General features: G+C 37.6%; 14 protein-coding genes. 3 read left to right on the top strand and 11 right to left on the bottom strand.

Annotated elements, in window-relative coordinates; translation table 11 throughout:
• Nucleotides 1-2: 2 nt before the first annotated feature.
• The 5 genes from G7Y65_RS06740 to G7Y65_RS06720 form a co-directional block, all read right to left on the bottom strand.
• A complete protein-coding gene (locus tag G7Y65_RS06740) occupies nucleotides 3-1,397 on the bottom strand; it encodes an Nramp family divalent metal transporter (RefSeq protein ID WP_165314750.1) in 1,395 nt (464 codons plus the stop codon).
• Nucleotides 1,398-1,925: 528 nt separating this feature from the next.
• A complete protein-coding gene (locus tag G7Y65_RS06735) occupies nucleotides 1,926-6,959 on the bottom strand; it encodes a MucBP domain-containing protein (protein ID WP_165314749.1) in 5,034 nt (1,677 codons plus the stop codon).
• Between the two features lie 218 nt (nucleotides 6,960-7,177).
• Nucleotides 7,178-7,663 (bottom strand): DUF1456 family protein, encoded by a 486-nt coding sequence (locus G7Y65_RS06730; protein ID WP_141926633.1) that lies wholly within the window; start codon nucleotides 7,661-7,663, stop codon nucleotides 7,178-7,180.
• Between the two features lie 103 nt (nucleotides 7,664-7,766).
• Complete coding sequence (locus G7Y65_RS06725; RefSeq protein ID WP_042492841.1) at nucleotides 7,767-8,756, bottom strand: aldo/keto reductase; 990 nt, start codon at nucleotides 8,754-8,756, stop codon at nucleotides 7,767-7,769.
• A gap of 39 nt (nucleotides 8,757-8,795) precedes the next feature.
• A complete protein-coding gene (locus G7Y65_RS06720) occupies nucleotides 8,796-9,770 on the bottom strand; it encodes a ribose-phosphate diphosphokinase (protein WP_042492840.1) in 975 nt (324 codons plus the stop codon).
• A 371-nt stretch (nucleotides 9,771-10,141) separates the two neighbouring features.
• On the opposite strand from G7Y65_RS06720, the gene G7Y65_RS06715 reads away from it, so the two are divergent.
• From G7Y65_RS06715 to G7Y65_RS06705, 3 genes are read left to right on the top strand one after another with little or no spacing between them, the layout of a single operon-like run.
• Nucleotides 10,142-10,705 carry an ECF transporter S component gene (locus G7Y65_RS06715; protein ID WP_147161741.1) on the top strand — a complete coding sequence of 188 codons (564 nt, stop codon included), beginning with the start codon at nucleotides 10,142-10,144 and terminating at the stop codon, nucleotides 10,703-10,705.
• Nucleotides 10,706-10,709: 4 nt separating this feature from the next.
• Entirely contained in the window at nucleotides 10,710-12,125 is a 1,416-nt protein-coding gene (locus G7Y65_RS06710) for an ABC transporter ATP-binding protein (protein WP_165314748.1), read from the top strand.
• Nucleotides 12,118-12,786, top strand: coding sequence for an energy-coupling factor transporter transmembrane component T family protein (locus G7Y65_RS06705; RefSeq protein WP_042492837.1), 669 nt, complete (start codon nucleotides 12,118-12,120; stop codon nucleotides 12,784-12,786). Before G7Y65_RS06710 ends, G7Y65_RS06705 begins: the two co-directional genes overlap by 8 nt.
• A 172-nt stretch (nucleotides 12,787-12,958) precedes the next feature.
• Here G7Y65_RS06705 and G7Y65_RS06700 read toward each other — a convergent pair whose 3' ends face one another.
• Genes G7Y65_RS06700 through aroB form a run of 6 tightly spaced genes read right to left on the bottom strand, consistent with a single transcriptional unit; the run spans nucleotide 12,959 to nucleotide 18,452 of the window.
• Nucleotides 12,959-13,660 (bottom strand): hypothetical protein, encoded by a 702-nt coding sequence (locus tag G7Y65_RS06700; protein WP_240006084.1) that lies wholly within the window; start codon nucleotides 13,658-13,660, stop codon nucleotides 12,959-12,961.
• The gene (aroD, locus tag G7Y65_RS06695) at nucleotides 13,650-14,381 is read right to left on the bottom strand and encodes a type I 3-dehydroquinate dehydratase (protein ID WP_137600689.1); all 732 of its coding nucleotides are present in this window, start codon (nucleotides 14,379-14,381) and stop codon (nucleotides 13,650-13,652) included. Before aroD ends, G7Y65_RS06700 begins: the two co-directional genes overlap by 11 nt.
• Nucleotides 14,341-14,886 (bottom strand): shikimate kinase, encoded by a 546-nt coding sequence (locus G7Y65_RS06690; protein ID WP_165314747.1) that lies wholly within the window; start codon nucleotides 14,884-14,886, stop codon nucleotides 14,341-14,343. The genes aroD and G7Y65_RS06690 overlap by 41 nt, the downstream gene beginning before the upstream one ends.
• Before the next feature lies 1 nt (nucleotide 14,887).
• Nucleotides 14,888-16,180, bottom strand: coding sequence for a 3-phosphoshikimate 1-carboxyvinyltransferase (gene aroA, locus G7Y65_RS06685; RefSeq protein WP_165314746.1), 1,293 nt, complete (start codon nucleotides 16,178-16,180; stop codon nucleotides 14,888-14,890).
• 25 nt (nucleotides 16,181-16,205) lie between these two features.
• A complete protein-coding gene (gene aroC, locus G7Y65_RS06680) occupies nucleotides 16,206-17,384 on the bottom strand; it encodes a chorismate synthase (protein ID WP_141926626.1) in 1,179 nt (392 codons plus the stop codon).
• Nucleotides 17,385-17,390: 6 nt separating this feature from the next.
• A complete protein-coding gene (aroB, locus tag G7Y65_RS06675) occupies nucleotides 17,391-18,452 on the bottom strand; it encodes a 3-dehydroquinate synthase (RefSeq protein WP_141926625.1) in 1,062 nt (353 codons plus the stop codon).

The following is an 18,452-nucleotide window of genomic DNA, read 5'->3' as shown; positions in this document are numbered from 1 at the left end:
ACTTAGCTAAATATTTGACCAACAATTTGGAATACTAATTGGAGATTTAATGCTGTTAAGACAATAAATACAAGCCAAGCTAACCAAGTCATCCACTTTGGATTAGCAAAATCTTCACCCATAACCTTCTTTGACGAAGTAAAGGCAATTAGTGGTGCCATCGCAAATGGCAAAGCAATTGATAAGAACACCTGTGAATAAACAAGCAATTGATCAAGCTTTCCCTCGTCTCCACCATATATTAATGTGAAAGCGACAACCGGAATCAAGGCCAAACCACGTGTAATCACACGACGTAGCCACATTGGTACCTTCAAGTGTAAGAAACCACCCATGATAACTTCACCAGTTAGAGTTCCAGTAATTGTTGAATTTTGACCTGACGCTAACAAAGCAACAGCAAACAAAGTCGATAGAATTGGTGAAGCAATCGCTCCAGCAATTGTACTATCACTCAAAGCACTGTACATTTGTCCAAATGTTCCAACTGAGTCACCGTGACCGAAGAACAAAGAAGCTCCTAAAATCAATAGGAATGAGTTAATAACAAAGGCTAGTGACAATTGGATATTTGAATCCCATGTCATAAAACGAACACCTTCTTTTAGCTCTTCTTTGTTATCACGATTAACATTACGTGTTTGTGAAATTGATGAGTGCAAGTACAAATTATGTGGCATAACAGTTGCTCCAATAATTCCTAACGTCATCAAAAGTGGTGAATCAGCACCGTGAATACCAGTTGTGCTAACTGCTTGAATTTGTGGTAGATAACCACCAAACAATGCTACCATGTTAGGATCTGATGATACGACCAAGTATCCGAAAATAAATAAAATCGTTAAAATAAGTGTGACAACAATAGCTTCGATTTTTCGGAATCCAAAACGCATCAATAGCAACAACAAGATAACATCTAAAGCAGTAGTCAAAACAGATGCAATCATTGACCAACCAAACAACAAGTGTAGCGCAATCGCTCCACCAATAACTTCAGCAATATCCGTAGCCATCAAGGCTAACTCACTGATAATCCATAAAACAATACCACCAGTTTTATTCGTACGGTTTCTAGTCGCTTGAGCTAAGTCTTCATGCTTAACCATTCCCAACTTACCAGCCATATATTGTAACATCATTGCAATCAATGATGAAATCAAAACAACTGATAATAGGGTGTAACGATAAGTTGCTCCACCGGTAACTGAAGTTACCCAATTACCTGGATCCATATACCCTACGGCAACTAATGCTCCTGGACCTGAAAAGGTCCATAATTTACGCCAAAATGAACCACTTTTAGGTATTTCTACCGAGCCATTCACATCGCCCAGACTAGCATCATCTGCTGCGCTTTGAATTAAGCCCTTTTTTTCTGTCATTTCTTTCTCAGACATGACAACCTCCTAAGATAAATAATTGTCGTCGTAAGGTCATCCCAGTGTACTATTTACTTTTTGTATATAGTGCTAAATAAAATTCATAAAGATTTTCGTCCAACTTGGTTGTTGAAAGCTTATGACTTTCACTTAACCGGGAGTTTTCTCACCCGCAAAGAACATCTTACTCCGTTGCTAGCTAAGATGCAACCATTTATTTTCTTTATTTTTATTTTTTTTATGCAGCATTGTCAAAAAGTTTATTAATCAATTCAATATAATTTTACCGTAAACAAAACTATTTGCGAAAAACAATTAAACAAATTTTATCTTAAAGTTTTACATCACTTAAAAACTTACTAATCGGTTAAAAATATCTGGTATTTAAATCATAACGAAAGATCATCATATGAGAAACTAAATTAATTGAATTTAAAAAATAAAACCTCGTCAGTTAGCGTTACCCAACTGACGAGATTCAATTTAAAATACTATTACATCAAAATAATTCGATAAGAATATTTTACTTGTAAACATTTATAAACACTACTTTTTATTTTGCTTACGATAAACTCCTAAAGCTCCTATTACACTGCTCAAGACAAGCAAACCAATTACAATAACGTTAGTATTCACAGTTCGTTCATTCGTAACATTTGTTTGCGGTAACATAACCTTATCATGTTTATTATTTATTTGTTGCACATCCTTATTAGTTGATGTGCTTGATGAACTTATCATAGCTGTATCAACAAGCTTTGACGACGATTTGTCTACCATATTTACTGGTTGATTACCAGACTGATCATTTGTAGCCGTCTCATCATCATTTGTTGGTTGATCATCATTTGTTGGTTCATCATTCTTATCTGCCATATAAACATAGGTTATATCAATACTATCATCAGAGAAGACACCGTTAGCATTTACCGGCACTTTAATTAATACATAACCTGGAATTTGCTTACCTTGAGTAGTATAGCTAGTTCCCGTATTACCAGTTAAAGTATCACTTGTTGCAATAGCGTTACCGTGTTGATCAACATAATGAATAATGACCTGACCATTTACAACTTTATTTAATACATATTTAATCGTTGTATCCTTCGTTGGATCCGCTGGTGTAATTACTGTTCCGGGAGCCACAACATTACCCTCACTGTCTATCGCTGTATATCCTGGAATTTCTGCTACCGTTACCGTTCCAACTTTAGCTGGATCAGTGTCATCATTTGGATATGTTATTGGCGTTTGAGCTGGGAAGTTTGGATCATCTGATGTTGCAACTAAGGCACCAACTGGTGCATACGTATAGGTCACATCTGTCTGTCCTGTCGTTACTGTTCCCGTACTATTTGCAGGTGTTTCAACTAACACATAACCATTAATTACCGGTGCTGTTGTGGTGTAGTTATCACCTTGGTTACCCGTAATTGTTGTACTTGGTGCTAATTCATTACCATCAGCATCTACATAATGTGTGACAACTTGACCTGTTACTGCTACCGGTACGTAATTAATCGTTGTATCCTTCGTTGGATCCGCTGGTGTAATTACTGTTCCGGGAGCCACAACATTACCCTCACTATCTATCGCTGTATATCCTGGAATTTCTGCTACCGTTACCGTTCCAACTTTAGCTGGATCAGTATCATCATTTGGATATGTTATTGGCGTTTGAGCTGGGAAGTTTGGATCATCTGATGTTGCAACTAAAGCACCAACTGGTGCATACGTATAGGTCACATCTGTCTGTCCTGTCGTTACTGTTCCCGTACTATTTACAGGTGTTTCAACTAACACATAACCATTAATTACCGGTGCTGTTGTGGTGTAGTTATCACCTTGGTTACCTGTAATTGTTGTACTTGGTGCTAATTCATTACCATCAGCATCTACATAATGTGTGACAACTTGACCTGTTACTGCTACTGGTACGTAATTAATCGTTGTATCCTTCGTTGGATCCGCTGGTGTAATTACTGTTCCGGGAGCCACAACATTACCCTCACTGTCTGTCGCTGTATATCCTGGAATTTCTGCTACCGTTACCGTTCCAACTTTAGCTGGATCAGTGTCATCATTTGGATATGTTATTGGCGTTTGAGCTGGGAAGTTTGGATCATCTGATGTTGCAACTAAAGCACCAACTGGTGCATACGTATAGGTCACATCTGTCTGTCCTGTCGTTACTGTTCCCGTACTATTTGCAGGTGTTTCAACTAATACATAACCATTAATTACCGGTGCTGTTGTGGTGTAGTTATCACCCAAAACACCATTAGTTGTTGTACTATTCGCAATTTCATTACCATTTTCATCCACATAATGCGTCACAATAGTACCGTCAGCTTTAACATATGTTAACGGTGTATCCTCGCCTGGATTATCAATTGCTATTACGGTACCAGATAATACAACATTACCATTATGATCAATAGCAATATAACCAGGTACTTCTGGTACAGTTATTGATAATACTTTACTTGGATCATTAGGATCATTTTCATAAGTTATATTACCAGGATTTGGAAAATCAGCATCTGTTGAACTAACAATCACTTGACCAACCGGTTCATAAACGTAGTTAACATCAATATTACCAGCTTCGTATTCACCCGTATTATTTGCAGGTACTGTCTTTAACACATAACCATTGATAACTTTAGCATCACTAGTATATGTGTCTCCCGTTCCACCCGTTGTCATATCTGAATCAGCTAATTCATTTCCATTTTCATCTACATAGTGAACCGTCATCGTACCAGTATCACGCTGATAAATAATTGGTGTATTCACTGATGCATTAGTTGGTGTAATAACTGTTCCCGGTGCCAATTCATTTCCATTACTATCAAAAGCTGTATAACCGGGAACTTCTGGTACGGTCACTGAGCCAACTTTTGTCGGATCACTAGGATCATTAGGATAAACAATATTATCTATATTTGGGAAATTAGGATCTGTTGAACTTGGTACTAATGCACCAACTGGTTCATACACATATGTGACATTCGTTTCATCATTACTAATTGATCCTACTGCATTTTCAGGAACAGCATCTAAGACATAACCATTAATAACTTTAGACTCAGATTGATAATCGTCACCAGTATTACCTTCAATAATAACAGAATTATCAATACTATTACCTGCTTTGTCTACATAATGAACAATAACTTTACCTGTATCTCGAACGTAATGTATATTCGTATTTTCACCACGATTTGTTGGTGTAATAACATCACCTGGATTTAATTTATTACCATCAACACCGTAAGCTGTATAACCTGGTACTTCTGGTATCGTGACTGTACCAACTTTTGTTGGATCACTAGAATCATTAGGATATGGAACTGCGTCAACTCCTGGGAAATCAGGATCATCTGATGTTGCAACTAATGATCCAACAGGGGCATACGTATACGTAACTGTGGTCCCTGCTTTATCAATAACGCCTGTCGCATTTCCCGGTTGAGCCGTTAAATAATAACCGTCAATAACAGGTGAATTTGTTTCATAAGTATCTCCAGTATTACCATTAATAACGACTTGATCATTTAAGACATTATTATCTTGATCAACATAGTTAACCGTTACAGTTCCAGTATCACGTTGATAGATGATGTTAGTATCTTCACCCGGATTAACTGGTGTAATAATCATACCTGGCGCTAGTTCATTTCCATCAGTATCAAATGCTGTGTAACCTGGTACATCTGGCAATGTTACTGAACCTACAGCAGTAGGGTCAGTTGGATCATTTGGATAAGTAATTGTCCCTGCATTAGGGAAATCACTATCAGGTGAACTCATGATAACTTGACCAACTGGTTCGTAAACAACTACTTGGTTAGAATCCTGACTATTTTCCGTTAAGCCATCAACTGTATCAATCTTACCAATATTCGCATAATAACCATCTACTACCGGAGATGATACCTCATCAAAAGAAGTATCATCATTAACTGGTTGCCAATTTCCAGTTGATAATATTTCACCTGTCACTTTATCAACAATCACATCTCGATTAAATGTTACAGCATCTGTAGCAGTCGGTGCTGCCGTTGTACCATCAGCAAATTGATAGTTAATTGTTTGTGAAACATTATGTGCCACTGAATTAAAATCCGTTCCAGGAGGGTAAACTGGACTGTTAGGGTCATTTACATTAATTGGGGCACCAGGGACTGCCGGATTAGCAGCATTAATCGTTGCTTGTCCATGAACTAAAATAATGTTAAATTCTTGATCCACTAATTCATCATTATCATAAACTGCATCTGGTGTTAACTCATTACTTTGTAATTCATATCCCTGATTAATATAATCATTGATTTTTTCATTTGCATCATAATTAATGGGTTCACCTGGCAATCCGTTAATTTCTTCAGTTTCCAGTTCTGCACCCGTTGTACCATCTATAAAATGAATAAGTGCATCTTCACTACCATAATAATCAAAGCTAGTTATTTTAAATAGATGCAAATTCTTTGCCCAACCAGTCGAAGCAGACATCATAAAGGCTGCCATATTATTATCATAATTATTAATATCAATTGTTTTACGCCATGTTAAAATACCATCATTCGTATCATATGTCACAACCAATTCATGTGTTTCACCATCATAATTCATTGTAAAATCATGATATTGGCCATCAACTGAATCATTACCGATTACCTGATAACCATCTTCACCTTCATTTTGAGCTGTTTCTGGCCACCAAACTTCAGGAAAATCTTCATTATCATTAGGGTGTTTATATGTTGTTGTTACAAAGCTACCAAACGGTTCACCATTTGTATCAGGATCTGGCGATGTTCCAAACTTATCTGAATCAGAAGTAGCATCAGGATTTGGATCTGCAGCATCATTATGCCAGGTATCTAATTTAAATCCTACTGCATGCTCAAGATGTCCCATACCATTACTACCACCAGACACACCAATATCTGAAGTATTTCCATTATGGAATGCTAGTCCAATACCATCAGCACCATTAGAATCATCACCTAAATTAACTTGACCTACTAATTGAAAGCTTTGATTTAAATCAATTTTATTCTTTAGTGTAAAATTACCAACTTTATCATTTTCATCTGGTACAAGTGTTACAACACCAGTTGCTGGATCATAAGTTGCATCCCCATCTAAATCAAAATAATCCAAAAAATTAGCTTGTGTGACATGTGTTATTTCATTAGCCCTTACACCAACTCTTTTTAAAAAAGTTTGATAAGATACTGAAACTACACTATTCTGTGTAGTTCGTTGCTTTTTTATTTCGTTTTTTTGAACCTGTTGCTCATGTTTTTGAGTGTTATTTTTTGGATTATTTTGATTAGCAACCATGCTTGATGCTTGTGTTTGATTAATCTCAGTTGCATCAGCACTTTCGTCGACTTGCGATGTGGCTGCTATACTATCATTATTGCCTGTCGATTGTGATGTAGCTGCTTCACTACTATCACTCACCTTATTATTATCAGCTGCTTGTGATGTAGCTACTTCACTACTATCACTCACCTTACTATTATCAGCTGCTTGTGATGTAGCTACTTCACTACTATCACTCACCTTATTACTGTCAGTCGATTGTGTGGTGGCTACCTCACTACTATTAGACTAATTGACAAAATTATATATATTTGTTTATTGTTTTTTATAGTTAAATGTTTTTTGTCAAAAAAATAATCATTATCCAATAATTAAAAATTATAGACGACACAATAACTCAAAAAATAGGCACACACCAGAAGTATCCTGATATGTGCCTATTCATAATAAAACAATTTTTAACGCAAAGTTTCTGCCATCCCCATTAATAACTTACGCATAAATTGATCCCCTGCAACCAAATATTTAGGATGTGATTTACGACGAAGCATTGCGCCTACTTCACCCTTTGTTACTTTAAAATCTGCAGCCTGCCAAAAAGCTAACAAATCTTCAGTTGTATACGACATCGCAATTTTAATTTTTTTAATCACAACATTATTAATATCATTATCACGTTGCATACTATAATCTTGTGGTGCTAAAGAACCATCTTCATTTTTCTTATGCCCACGTTGTGACACAATTAAACCATTCATAAATTTTTCTAAATCATGCCGTGATAATTGCGCATCACGTGCACTTTCCGGGGCTGGCTTGGCAATAATGGCCAAAAATTCAGCCTTCGTTAAATCCAAATCACCCAATTTAAAAATGGCTAACATATCTTTACTACTAATATTAAAAATATACTGCAAACGACGAACGATATCATTATTATGCATTTACTAATTAACTTCTTTCATTTTTGAGATTATAACAACTTATTTGCCAATAAAAAAACTGTTTATTTCCATAGTTGTTACTTTGAAAATAAACAATTTTAACTTATCCTTTTAGAATTTGATCAATTTTACTTAATTCTTCTGTTGATAACGTCATATTATCAGCAACTTTAACATTATCTAATAAATGGTCAACTGAAGAAGCACCAATTACGATTGACGGTACCCGCTTATCTCGTAACAACCAAGCCATTGCTAATTGGGCCAAAGTTTGACCACGGTCAGCAGCAACTTTATTTAGTGCATTAAGCTTGGCAACTGCACCCTTAGGATCTTCTTGAATAAATGCATTTGTTCGATGTAATGGCATGTCAGCTGGAATGCCATCCAAATAGCGATCAGTCAACAAACCTTCTGCCAATGGTCCATACGCAATTAAGCCAGCATGATGATCATCTAAAGTTGACAACATATCACTTTCTTCAGCTTCACGATTAAACATGTTATATGACATTTGATTACCAATAAAAGGCGTATGTAATTCATCAAATATTTTTGAAATCTCAGCCACTTGTTCAGTTGTGTAATTAGATACACCAACATACAAAGCCTTGCCTTGACGAACCATTAAATCAAGGGCTTGCGCTGTTTCACGTAAATTAGTGTTAGGATCCCAACGATGTGCATAAAAAATATCTACATAATCTAAGTGCATCCGTTGCAATGACAAATCCAAGGCAGCTGTTAGGGTTTTCTTACCCGAAAATTCACCTAGTGGCCCTGGCCACATATGAAAACCAGCCTTTGTTGTAATGACTAATTCGTTACGATATGGTTGTAAATCTTTTTGGTACACCGCCCCAAATGTCTCTTCAGCAGTCCCATCTGCTGGGCCATAATTAGAAGCATTATCAAACGAAAAGATCCCGTTATCAAATGCTTTTAAAATAACCTCACGTGAATTTGATAGTGGCATTTGATCACCTAAATTACGCCACAAACCAAAAGACAGTGCGGGTAAAATTAAACCGGAATCTGATACGCGACGATATGGCATAACATCATACCGGTTATCTGCTGCTGCATAAACCATGTTTGTACCTCCCAAATTTGACTTCATATTAATTTTAAATTAGTAAATGTTAACGTCAGGATTGTTACTTGAACGCAATAAGACGTCAATCCGATCGTTATCGTGAATACGTTGAATAGCCTCTGCTAATAATGGTGCAATTGATAATACTGTAAACTTAGGATTCAACTTTTCTTCTGGAATCTGAATTGTATCTGTGAAAATATATCGTTCAATATTATCATCAGTTGCTAATTTATCAGCAGCATCTCCTGATAAGACTGGATGAGTAGCAGCAACATAAACTTCAGTTGCGCCATTAGCCAAAAGTGCACGAGCTGTCATTTGTACACGGTAACCTGTATCCACGATGTCATCTACAATTACAGCACGACGACCATTAACATCGCCAACGATTGCATCTGGTGACTCTGGATTTGTCATGGCGATATTATCATTAACAACACCCCATGGTGCTTTCAAAATATCAGCAAATTTACGGGCGCGACCAGCACCAGTATGATCTGGTGACACAATTACCAAGTTATCCGTCATATTACGACTATAAAAATAGTCTGTTAATAATGGCGCTGCTTTTAAATGATCCACTGGAATATCAAAAAATCCTTGTATTTGCTGGGCATGTAGGTCAATTGAAACGACACGATCAACACCATTCATTTCAATTAAAGAGGCCACCATTTTAGCGGTAATAGGTTCACGAGACTTTGCTTTGCGATCTTGACGTGCATACCCCATATATGGCATAACCACAGTAATTTGTCCCGCCGATGACCGGCGCAGTGCATCAACGACAATCATGATTTCCATGAAAGCATCATTTACTTCTTCTGCAATCGGCGCAATAACATAGACATCATCTCCACGAATGCTTTCTTGAACTCGTTCATAAATTTCACCATCAGCAAAACGCTGAATATCTACTGGTGTCAATGGTATGTTCAGCTCTTCAGCCACAGATTTTGCTAGAATATTATTGGTACTTAACCCTAACAATGTTATTTGAGATTCCACGAACGAATGCCTCCATTTCTCATCCTTACTTCTTGTCTTCTTTATTTTACCAAAATAAACAACGTTACGGTATCTTTTATCTATATATAATCTCGCTAAAATTTATGATAAACCTAAGTTTAATTTGCAAATAGATTTAATTACCCATATACTAAAACAAGCGAATCAAATAAGCTGGGGTGCCAAGAGCTGGCTGAGAAAATACCCATAGAACCTGAGCAATGTAATTTTGCTAGGGAGCTTCTTGTTTATCATGACAGTAAACAATCCCAGTGCCCACAAAGACATGTGTCTTTGTAGTGCTGGGATTTTTTTGCTACCAGAGCTTTGGCGATTCGACGATATTATTTTAAGGAGGTTTGCAATTTATTATGCAAACAGTTAATGAGTCAAAGACAAAATGGTCACTACGGGATGTTATTTTCCTAGCAATCATCGCCATATTTTTTGGGGTTATTTTTGAGGTGTGGAGTGCTGCTTATTATGCTGTAGCAGCAACGCCTTTGAAGCCATATGCCAATGATTTAACGTTAGGCGTTTGGTTAATGGCCGCCCCACTTGCTGGTGCAATTTTACAAAAAGTAGGTAGTTCACTACTAGGCGAAGTCCTAGCTGCTGCTGTTGAAATGATGCTATTTTCAAGTTGGGGTGCCGCTAACTTGATTTCTGGCTTTGTTCAAGGTGTGGGAACTGAATTAGGCTTTGCCGCAACTGGTTATAAAAACTGGGGTAAACTTGGTTTGACTTTTTCTGTCATTACAACCACTATCGTCACGTTTATCTGGGATTTGTTTAATAGTGGTTATGCAGACTATAAACCTAGCTTGATGATTACACTATTTATCATCCGTTTAATTTCAGCTGGGTTCTTTGGCGGCGTTTTAGTGTATTACATTCAAAAGTTAGTTGCCAAATCTGGTGTCTTAAAACATTAAGCTTATGACAAATTTAAAAGTTGAAAATTTTAGTTTTGCGTATGCTGATAATCAACAAAATATCTTAAATCAAATTAATTGGCTACCACAACCCGGATCATTTAACCTATTAATTGGTCCTTCAGGTTCAGGTAAATCAACCCTCTTAAAATCAATGGCTGGTTTATTGCCAAAATTTGGTGGTGTCATTACCGGTGGCCAAATTTTATTAAATAATGAGCCCATCCAACCCATTGTCCCATTTGAAAGAGCACGACGTATTGCTATGCTCTTTCAAAATCCAGATCGCCAATTTGCAATGCGTACTGCCCGTTCACAATTAATTTTTGCATTAGAAAATCTTCAGCTATCATTAGATGTCATTAATCAACGGGTCCCATTGGCTCTTGAAGCACTCCACCTAACTGATATTGCTGATCAAGAATTATTAACATTATCAGGTGGTGAGAAACAGCGTGTCGCCTTGGCTGTTGTGTTGGCAATGGATAGCGATATTATTTTATTAGATGAACCTTTTGCAAGTGTTGATCCGACAGCCCGTTTAGCCTTGTTAGCTGATTTAAAAAAATTACAAGTTGAACAACATAAAACAATTATCATCTCAGATCATGATTTATCTGGTTATGAAAAATTAGTTGATTATTTATATGCCCTTGATACTAAAACTGGCACATTGTCCCAACAACCCTTAACAAAACTAGATAACTTACCGGTCATCACACCGTTTTATGGTGTACCTCATCCCACAGGTCATCTTAGTTTTAACCAACTCACGTTAACTGTTGCTCAGCAACGGACTTTGTTAGCTGAAAGTTCTTTCACCTTACCTAGTGCCCAGATTGGCTTATTATCTGGTGCCAACGGCATTGGTAAATCGACTTTATTTAAAGCATTAGGTCACCAAATAAAGTATGCCGGTCAGATTAATTGGGACGGTCAAGACACCCGTAAAATAAAGTTAAAAAATTGGACCAAACAAGTTGCCTTAATTTTCCAGTCGGCGACAGACCAATTTGTCAAAATGACCTTACAAGAAGAAATCAATTTATCGCAACGTCATAGTTTAGCTGCGTCTTATTGGACAAATGAACGTATTCAAGGCGCTTTAACGACCTTGCATTTAGATCAATTATTAGATCATGTTGTTTACCAACTGTCCGGTGGCCAACAGAAAAAATTGCAGGTTTTAAGTATGTTGATTATGGGACAACCTGTTTTGTTACTTGATGAGCCATTAGCCGGTCTAGATAGCAATTCTGTTCAAGCTATTATGCAGTTAATTAGTGATAGCATTCAGGCAACCCAACAGAGCGTCTTAATGATTTCTCACCAACGTACTGGCTTGGCTAACTTTATTGATTATGAATTAGTCTTCAAGAATAAATCACTCATCTTAATTGGGGAGGCCAACAATGTTTAGACTAAATCCAACAATTTTAGTTGCCATCATGCTTGGCATTGGTATTGAAACATCATTTGTTCGCTCAATTATTTTAAATGGTGTCGTTGTTTTGATAAGTGGTGTTTATCTGCTGACACAGCGTCCAAATTTTAAGTTAATTGGCTTGATGATTTTGATTTCACTCCCCCTTGCTTTTGGGACGTGGTGGTCATTCATTGCCTTTGGAACTGGTGACACACACCATTTAGCGCTCGTCTACGCAACCCGTTTGTACGCCTATTTATTCTTAGGTGCTGCTGTTACGCTGACTGTATCTGTTAAAGATTTACTGATGAGTTTAAATCAACATGCTAAAATATCTAATACATTTACGTATGGTTTATTAGCTGCTTTTAATTTGGTACCTCGCGTACGCCGCCAAGTCCAAATCATTCGTTATGCTGGTGCCTTGCGTGGTGTGACGTATCATTTATGGCAACCACAAATTTACTTTAAAGCAATCCTAAGTGCTTTGCATTGGTCTGATGATTTGGCTATCGCCATGACCTCTCATGGTTTTTCAGAAGGCTTTCCTCGAACACAAACTGTTACAGACCATTTACCAAAATGGGAATGGCTTTTACCAATTGTTTTTGTCCTATTATATTTATTAGTTGCCATCATCTTTAAACCTTGGTAACAAATAGCTTGCGAAGAACGTAACCACTTACATGGCATCACATTAAGGCTTAAATCTTTTAGAACACATTTAAGGCCTAAATCCAAATAATGGATTTAGGCCTTTTTGCGTATTGCGTATAAAATCATTTATTTTTAATTTATGATGCTTTAATGAACGATATCAACCATAATCAATTTTCAAAATCCGCAATTAGTATGCGATTACTTGCTACTGATTGATCAGGATCTACTTTTCCAAAAGCAGCCCGAGTTAACTGTAATTGATTACTTTCTACACCAAAATAATCTTGAATTAAATCACCTATAAAAACTAACAGGGTTTGACTATCTAACTCAGTATCATGACGTAATAATGACCCACTATTTTTAAATGGCCCTGCATTACGCAAATCATCAACTTTTTGTTCTAAGGCTGGTAATCCTGCTACTAGATGATACAAAACATGATTTTCATGCTGCCACTTAGTTAAGTGAATAACATGACGTAAATCTGTTAACCCAACTGGTAAAATCATATCAGCACCAACTGCCACTAATTGCATTGCTTCATGACTATAATTGGCAATAGAGGCCGTTAACGCATTTATTGATAACGTAAAATTCCCGTTATAATCAAACATTGCTTGACCTAAAAGCATTTCAGTACGTGTCACATACCCAATGCGATCAAAATTTTCATCTACTTGTAATGCGTTGTTTAAATAAGTTTTAAAAACATCAGGCGCACGCCAATCTAAACGTAATCTAATATTGTCCATCCCAATATCATCCCCGATACCATGAAAAGTTACTAAAGAGTAACTCATGGTTCCTGGAATACTGGCAATCAGTGCTTGTCGTTCACTTTCAAAAAATCGACTTTTATATATCATAACTTGTTCCCCATTTTTGCAATAAATCTGTCAGCAACAATTGACCAGGTGCAGAACTGCTAATGACAGTTGCAAATGTTAACTGTGAGCCATATTCCCTGCCAATTATACGAGAAGGTATCCCCATGGTGCCCATTGCCATTGTAATCAACGGTTTTTTTGCATCTTTTGCAACCTTTTTTGTACTCGTTAATAAAGCAGCAACATCACTTAATTGTTGCGGCATAACTGCCAATTTAACAATATCAATTGGTAAAGTGTCCATTTTCTCTAATAGTGGCACTAAATTAGTGGGTGTTTTTGTAAAATAATGCTTTGACCCAATGATTTGCACATCATTGGGGATTTTTTGTAATAAATTTTTCTGATCTGCCAATAAACTGATTTCAATGTCTAAAGCGGCAACACCTGCTGAAATGGCATTTAAATAAACATTTTCATATGTCTGTTTACGATATGTTTTTTGGCCACCTTCCGCCTGCGTACGCCAAGTAAAAATAACAGGCTTATTGACTGCTTGGCAAACCTTTTGGATATGCGTAACCATTAAATTATCTAACGCGCCAAGATAATCCACCCGCCATTCAGCAACATCAACTGCACTTTCTTTGAGCAAACTGGCTTGTTGAACTGCTTGTTGCCAAGTATTAGCTGTAATAGGCGCAGCAATTAATGGCCGATCAGCTGTTGCTGTGACTGCCCCTATTTCTAACTGTTTCATCCCCAATATCCTTTAAATATGCAATAATTTCATTGGCTACTTGCTCTGCACTTTTATTATCTGTGTAAATTATTTTGGTTGCAATAGCAGCATATTTTGGTAATCGATCTTCCCAGAGTTGTGCTAACTCAAGTAATGATTTATTTCGCACAATTGGCCGTGAATTATCTTTAACTAAGCGTTCCATTGTTTGTCCAAATGAACCAGACAAATAAATAACTGGCACTGGCATCTCCGCTAACAACTGGCGATTTGCACTTAATTCAATAATGCCACCGCCTGTTGCAATGATGCCTGGTTTATTGACTGCTGCCATTAAAATTTGCCGTTCAATTTCTCGAAAGCCATTTTCACCAATTGTTGCAAAAATGTCGCCTGGTGTTTGCGACGTCTGATCAATAATTAATTGATCGGTATCTAGTAAAGATTGCATTAGTTTAGTCGCTAATAATTGACCAACTGTTGTTTTACCAGCACCCATAAATCCAATTAAAATAACTTTCATTTTATGATAAAACCTCATCTAAATCTTTGAAAAATTTAGGATATGAAATATTAACAGCATCTGCTCTAGCTAAAGAAACATCACCGGCCGTAATTAAAGCAGCAATTGTCAACATCATACCAACACGGTGATCACCACAAGAATCGACAACAGTTGGGGTTGTCACATGTAATGGCGTATCGCCATGCACATAAAAACCATCTTCTTTCGCTTCAATATGCGCACCTAATTTATTAAGTTGTGTCGTCACAGTTGCAATACGATCAGATTCTTTTACATGTAACTCACTAGCACCAGTAATCAGTGTGTCACCTTTAGCCTGAGTTGCTGCCAAAACAATCAAAGGCATTTCATCAATCATCGTGGGTACATCAGTCGCTGTCACAGTCGTCCCGCGCAGTGTTTGTGATTGTACCCGAATATCAGCAATTGGCTCCCCAATTGTCTGTTCGGCTTTAAATTCAAACGACACTCCCATCCGTTTCAGGATATTAATAATCCCCATTCTTGTCGGGTTCACACCAACCTGTTTTAGGGTTAAATCACTATCTGGCACTAATAAAGCGGCAATTAACCAATAAGCTGCTGATGAGATATCACCTGGAACCTGAATATTGGTTGCTATCAGGTTCGTTTGTGGCGCAACAATCACGCGATTATCAACCCGCTTTATGGAAATACCAAATGCAGCCAGCATACGTTCAGTATGATCTCGTGTGGGAATAGGTTCAATAATGGTTGTTGTTTCATCAGCCTGTAATGCAGCCAAAATAATGGCACTTTTAACCTGAGCTGAGGCCACTGGTAATTCATATGATATCCCTTTTAAACTTTTAGTAGCCAATTTTGTTACTGGTAAACGATCATTTTTCGTAACAAAACTAACACCCATTGCCATCAGCGGTTTGATTACCCGTGCAAAGGGGCGTTTAGACAAACTACTATCACCACGAAAAGTTAAAGTGAACGGTTGTTTCGCTAACAACCCCATTAATAAACGAGCAGAAGTTCCCGAATTTTCCATGTTCAATACTTGTTTTGGCTCAGTTAACGTGTCTAATGATTTACCATGGACAATTAAGTCATCACCATCATGCTCAAAAGTCACACCAAGGTTGGACATTGCTGTAATTGTACTGTTAACGTCTTGTGAATCTAATAAATTGTGAATTCTGGTATCTCCTGATGCAATGCTTCCCAACATCACTGCACGATGTGAAATACTTTTATCACCAGGCATTATTAGTGTTCCCCGCAGATGCCGCCCCATTGTTTGTAACTTCAAATTGCCCATTATTTAACCTACAATTCTTTTATCATTAAAAATTCTTAATTTCCTCACGATACGCAGCCACTTGTTCTTGCAAGCGTGACAAACTATCCGTATCAAATTTATCTAAGATGGCTTTTGCCAATTCAATAGCCACCATTGCTTCAGCAATAACTGCCGCTGCTGTGACTGCGGTTGTATCAGACCTTTCTGTTGACGCACGATGATCTTCATGTGTATCGATGTCAACACTTTGCATTGGCTGATATAACGTTGGAATTGGTTTAACAACACCACGAACAACAATCATCTCACCAGTAGTCATACCACCTTCAAAACCGCCTAGATGATTAGCACCTCGGTAAAAACCACGAGTTGCAGACCAATAAATTTCGTCCATAACTTGACTACCATATTTATCAGCATTATCAAAACCACCACCAAATTCAACACCCTTAAAAGCATTGATGCCAACAATTGCACGAGCAATTTTAGCATCTAGTTTTTCATCAGCAGTAACATATGACCCTAATCCAGCCGGCACACCTGTTGCCATCACCTGGACAGTACCACCCACTGTATCACGGTTTCTTTTTGTTTGGTCAATAACGGCTTGCATCGCTTGATCATCTGCAGCAGTCATTGAACGTGTCGCAAAACTTTCAGTTACGGCACGTAATTCTGCCAAATTTTGATATTTAGTTAATTGTGTCAAATCACTCTTAACCGGACCTATGTTCGACACAAATCCGTGCACATCAATATCTAATGCTGCTAATAATTTTTTAGCAACTGCACCCACAGCTACACGCATAACTGTTTCACGAGCGGATGAGCGTTCCAACACATTGCGTAAATCTGCTTGATGCCGATATTTCATCCCCCCAACCAAATCAGCGTGTCCTGGTCGCGGACGCATGACTTTACGTGTACTATTTTCAATCGTTGCCGGTATATTAGGGTCCATAATTTTAGCCCAATGATTATGATCATCATTATGAACATTTAGGGCAATGGGTGAACCTAATGTTACCTGATGACGTACGCCTGCCATAATTGTCACTGTATCAGTTTCAATGACCTGACGTTGACCACGACCATAGCCATGTTGACGTCGTGCTAATTGTTCATTAATATCCTCAGCTGTAATCGTTAAACCCGCTGGAATTCCTTCAATAATAGCGACTTCTTCTGGTCCATGACTTTCACCTGCTGTCATATAACGCATTGCATATCACGCTCCTTGCATAAATTTGTTCATATCCGTTAATGCTTTTGGGATAATTAGTGGCTCACCTGGCGTTTTAATTGCGACTAACTGCAAGACACCTGCACGATTTTTCTTGTCATGCACTAATTGATGCAACATGTCTGGATTTTGCACTAACGACGAGTCAATTGGCAGTCCAACTACGGTTAATCTGTTGCGCAAATCATCCAAAAATTTTGCTGTGCTAATATCAGCTTTTACAAATCGTTGCGTAATTGCAATCATGCCAATTGAGACTGCCTCACCATGCCGTAATTTACCATGTGCCAATAACTCAATGGCATGCCCAATTGTATGTCCAAAATTAAGATATTTGCGAATACCCGCTTCCTGTTCATCTTGTTTAACAATCTCGGCTTTATATTGCACCGACTGGATAATTAACGTTAACGCATTCTCTAAAATATCGGCTTTTGATTGTATCTTACCAGTTAAGTTCCACAAAACGCCACCTGCTAGTGCACTCGTTTTTACAACTTCGGCATAGCCTTCCACTAAATCACGCGCCGCTAGTGTATTTAAATATGTCGGATCAATTAAAACTAAGTCGGGCTGGTAGAATGTTCCCATAATATTCTTAGTTTGACCTAAATTAATGGCCGTTTTCCCTCCTACGCTCGAATCAACTTGGGCAGTCAAAGATGTGGCAAGTTGAATAAATGCAATGCCTCGCATATACATTGCTGCAGTAAGGCCTGCCAAATCACCAATGACACCACCACCAAGAGCAATCACACCATCATCACGTGTAAAATGATTATCTGCTAATGTTGTGATTGCTTGTTCTAGATACGGTAACGTTTTCGTTTGTTCACCACCTGGAAGAACCAATGTTGTAACCTGATAGCCAACTGCTTCTAATTGTGCACGTGTTTCTGCTAAATAATAATGACCAACTTGTTCATCTGTCATAATAAGTATTTGCCGTTGTGACCAAATACTTTTAATTTGCAAACCAATCTGTTCACGTAATCCGTTTGCTATTTTGATTTGATAGGTTTTATTAGGAAGAGATACCGTTATCAT

The sequence above is a fragment of the Weissella sagaensis genome (genome assembly GCF_010306265.1).
Taxonomy (GTDB): Bacteria; Bacillota; Bacilli; order Lactobacillales; family Lactobacillaceae; genus Weissella; species Weissella sagaensis.
Note: the sequence above shows the minus strand (reverse complement) of the source record. Positions and strands in the feature narration are given on the sequence as shown.

What these genes read in the sequence shown, in the direction of transcription:
- G7Y65_RS06740 (WP_165314750.1), bottom strand. Translation starts at nt 1,397, where the DNA reads ATGTCTGAGAAAGAAATGACAGAAAAAAAGGGCTTAATTCAAAGCGCA.
- aroB (WP_141926625.1), bottom strand. Translation starts at nt 18,452, where the DNA reads ATGATAACGGTATCTCTTCCTAATAAAACCTATCAAATCAAAATAGCA.
- G7Y65_RS06705 (WP_042492837.1), top strand. Translation starts at nt 12,118, where the DNA reads ATGTTTAGACTAAATCCAACAATTTTAGTTGCCATCATGCTTGGCATT.
- aroA (WP_165314746.1), bottom strand. Translation starts at nt 16,180, where the DNA reads ATGGGCAATTTGAAGTTACAAACAATGGGGCGGCATCTGCGGGGAACA.
- G7Y65_RS06715 (WP_147161741.1), top strand. Translation starts at nt 10,142, where the DNA reads ATGCAAACAGTTAATGAGTCAAAGACAAAATGGTCACTACGGGATGTT.
- aroC (WP_141926626.1), bottom strand. Translation starts at nt 17,384, where the DNA reads ATGCGTTATATGACAGCAGGTGAAAGTCATGGACCAGAAGAAGTCGCT.
- G7Y65_RS06725 (WP_042492841.1), bottom strand. Translation starts at nt 8,756, where the DNA reads ATGGTTTATGCAGCAGCAGATAACCGGTATGATGTTATGCCATATCGT.
- G7Y65_RS06700 (WP_240006084.1), bottom strand. Translation starts at nt 13,660, where the DNA reads ATGATATATAAAAGTCGATTTTTTGAAAGTGAACGACAAGCACTGATT.
- G7Y65_RS06710 (WP_165314748.1), top strand. Translation starts at nt 10,710, where the DNA reads ATGACAAATTTAAAAGTTGAAAATTTTAGTTTTGCGTATGCTGATAAT.
- G7Y65_RS06690 (WP_165314747.1), bottom strand. Translation starts at nt 14,886, where the DNA reads ATGAAAGTTATTTTAATTGGATTTATGGGTGCTGGTAAAACAACAGTT.
- G7Y65_RS06730 (WP_141926633.1), bottom strand. Translation starts at nt 7,663, where the DNA reads ATGCATAATAATGATATCGTTCGTCGTTTGCAGTATATTTTTAATATT.
- aroD (WP_137600689.1), bottom strand. Translation starts at nt 14,381, where the DNA reads ATGAAACAGTTAGAAATAGGGGCAGTCACAGCAACAGCTGATCGGCCA.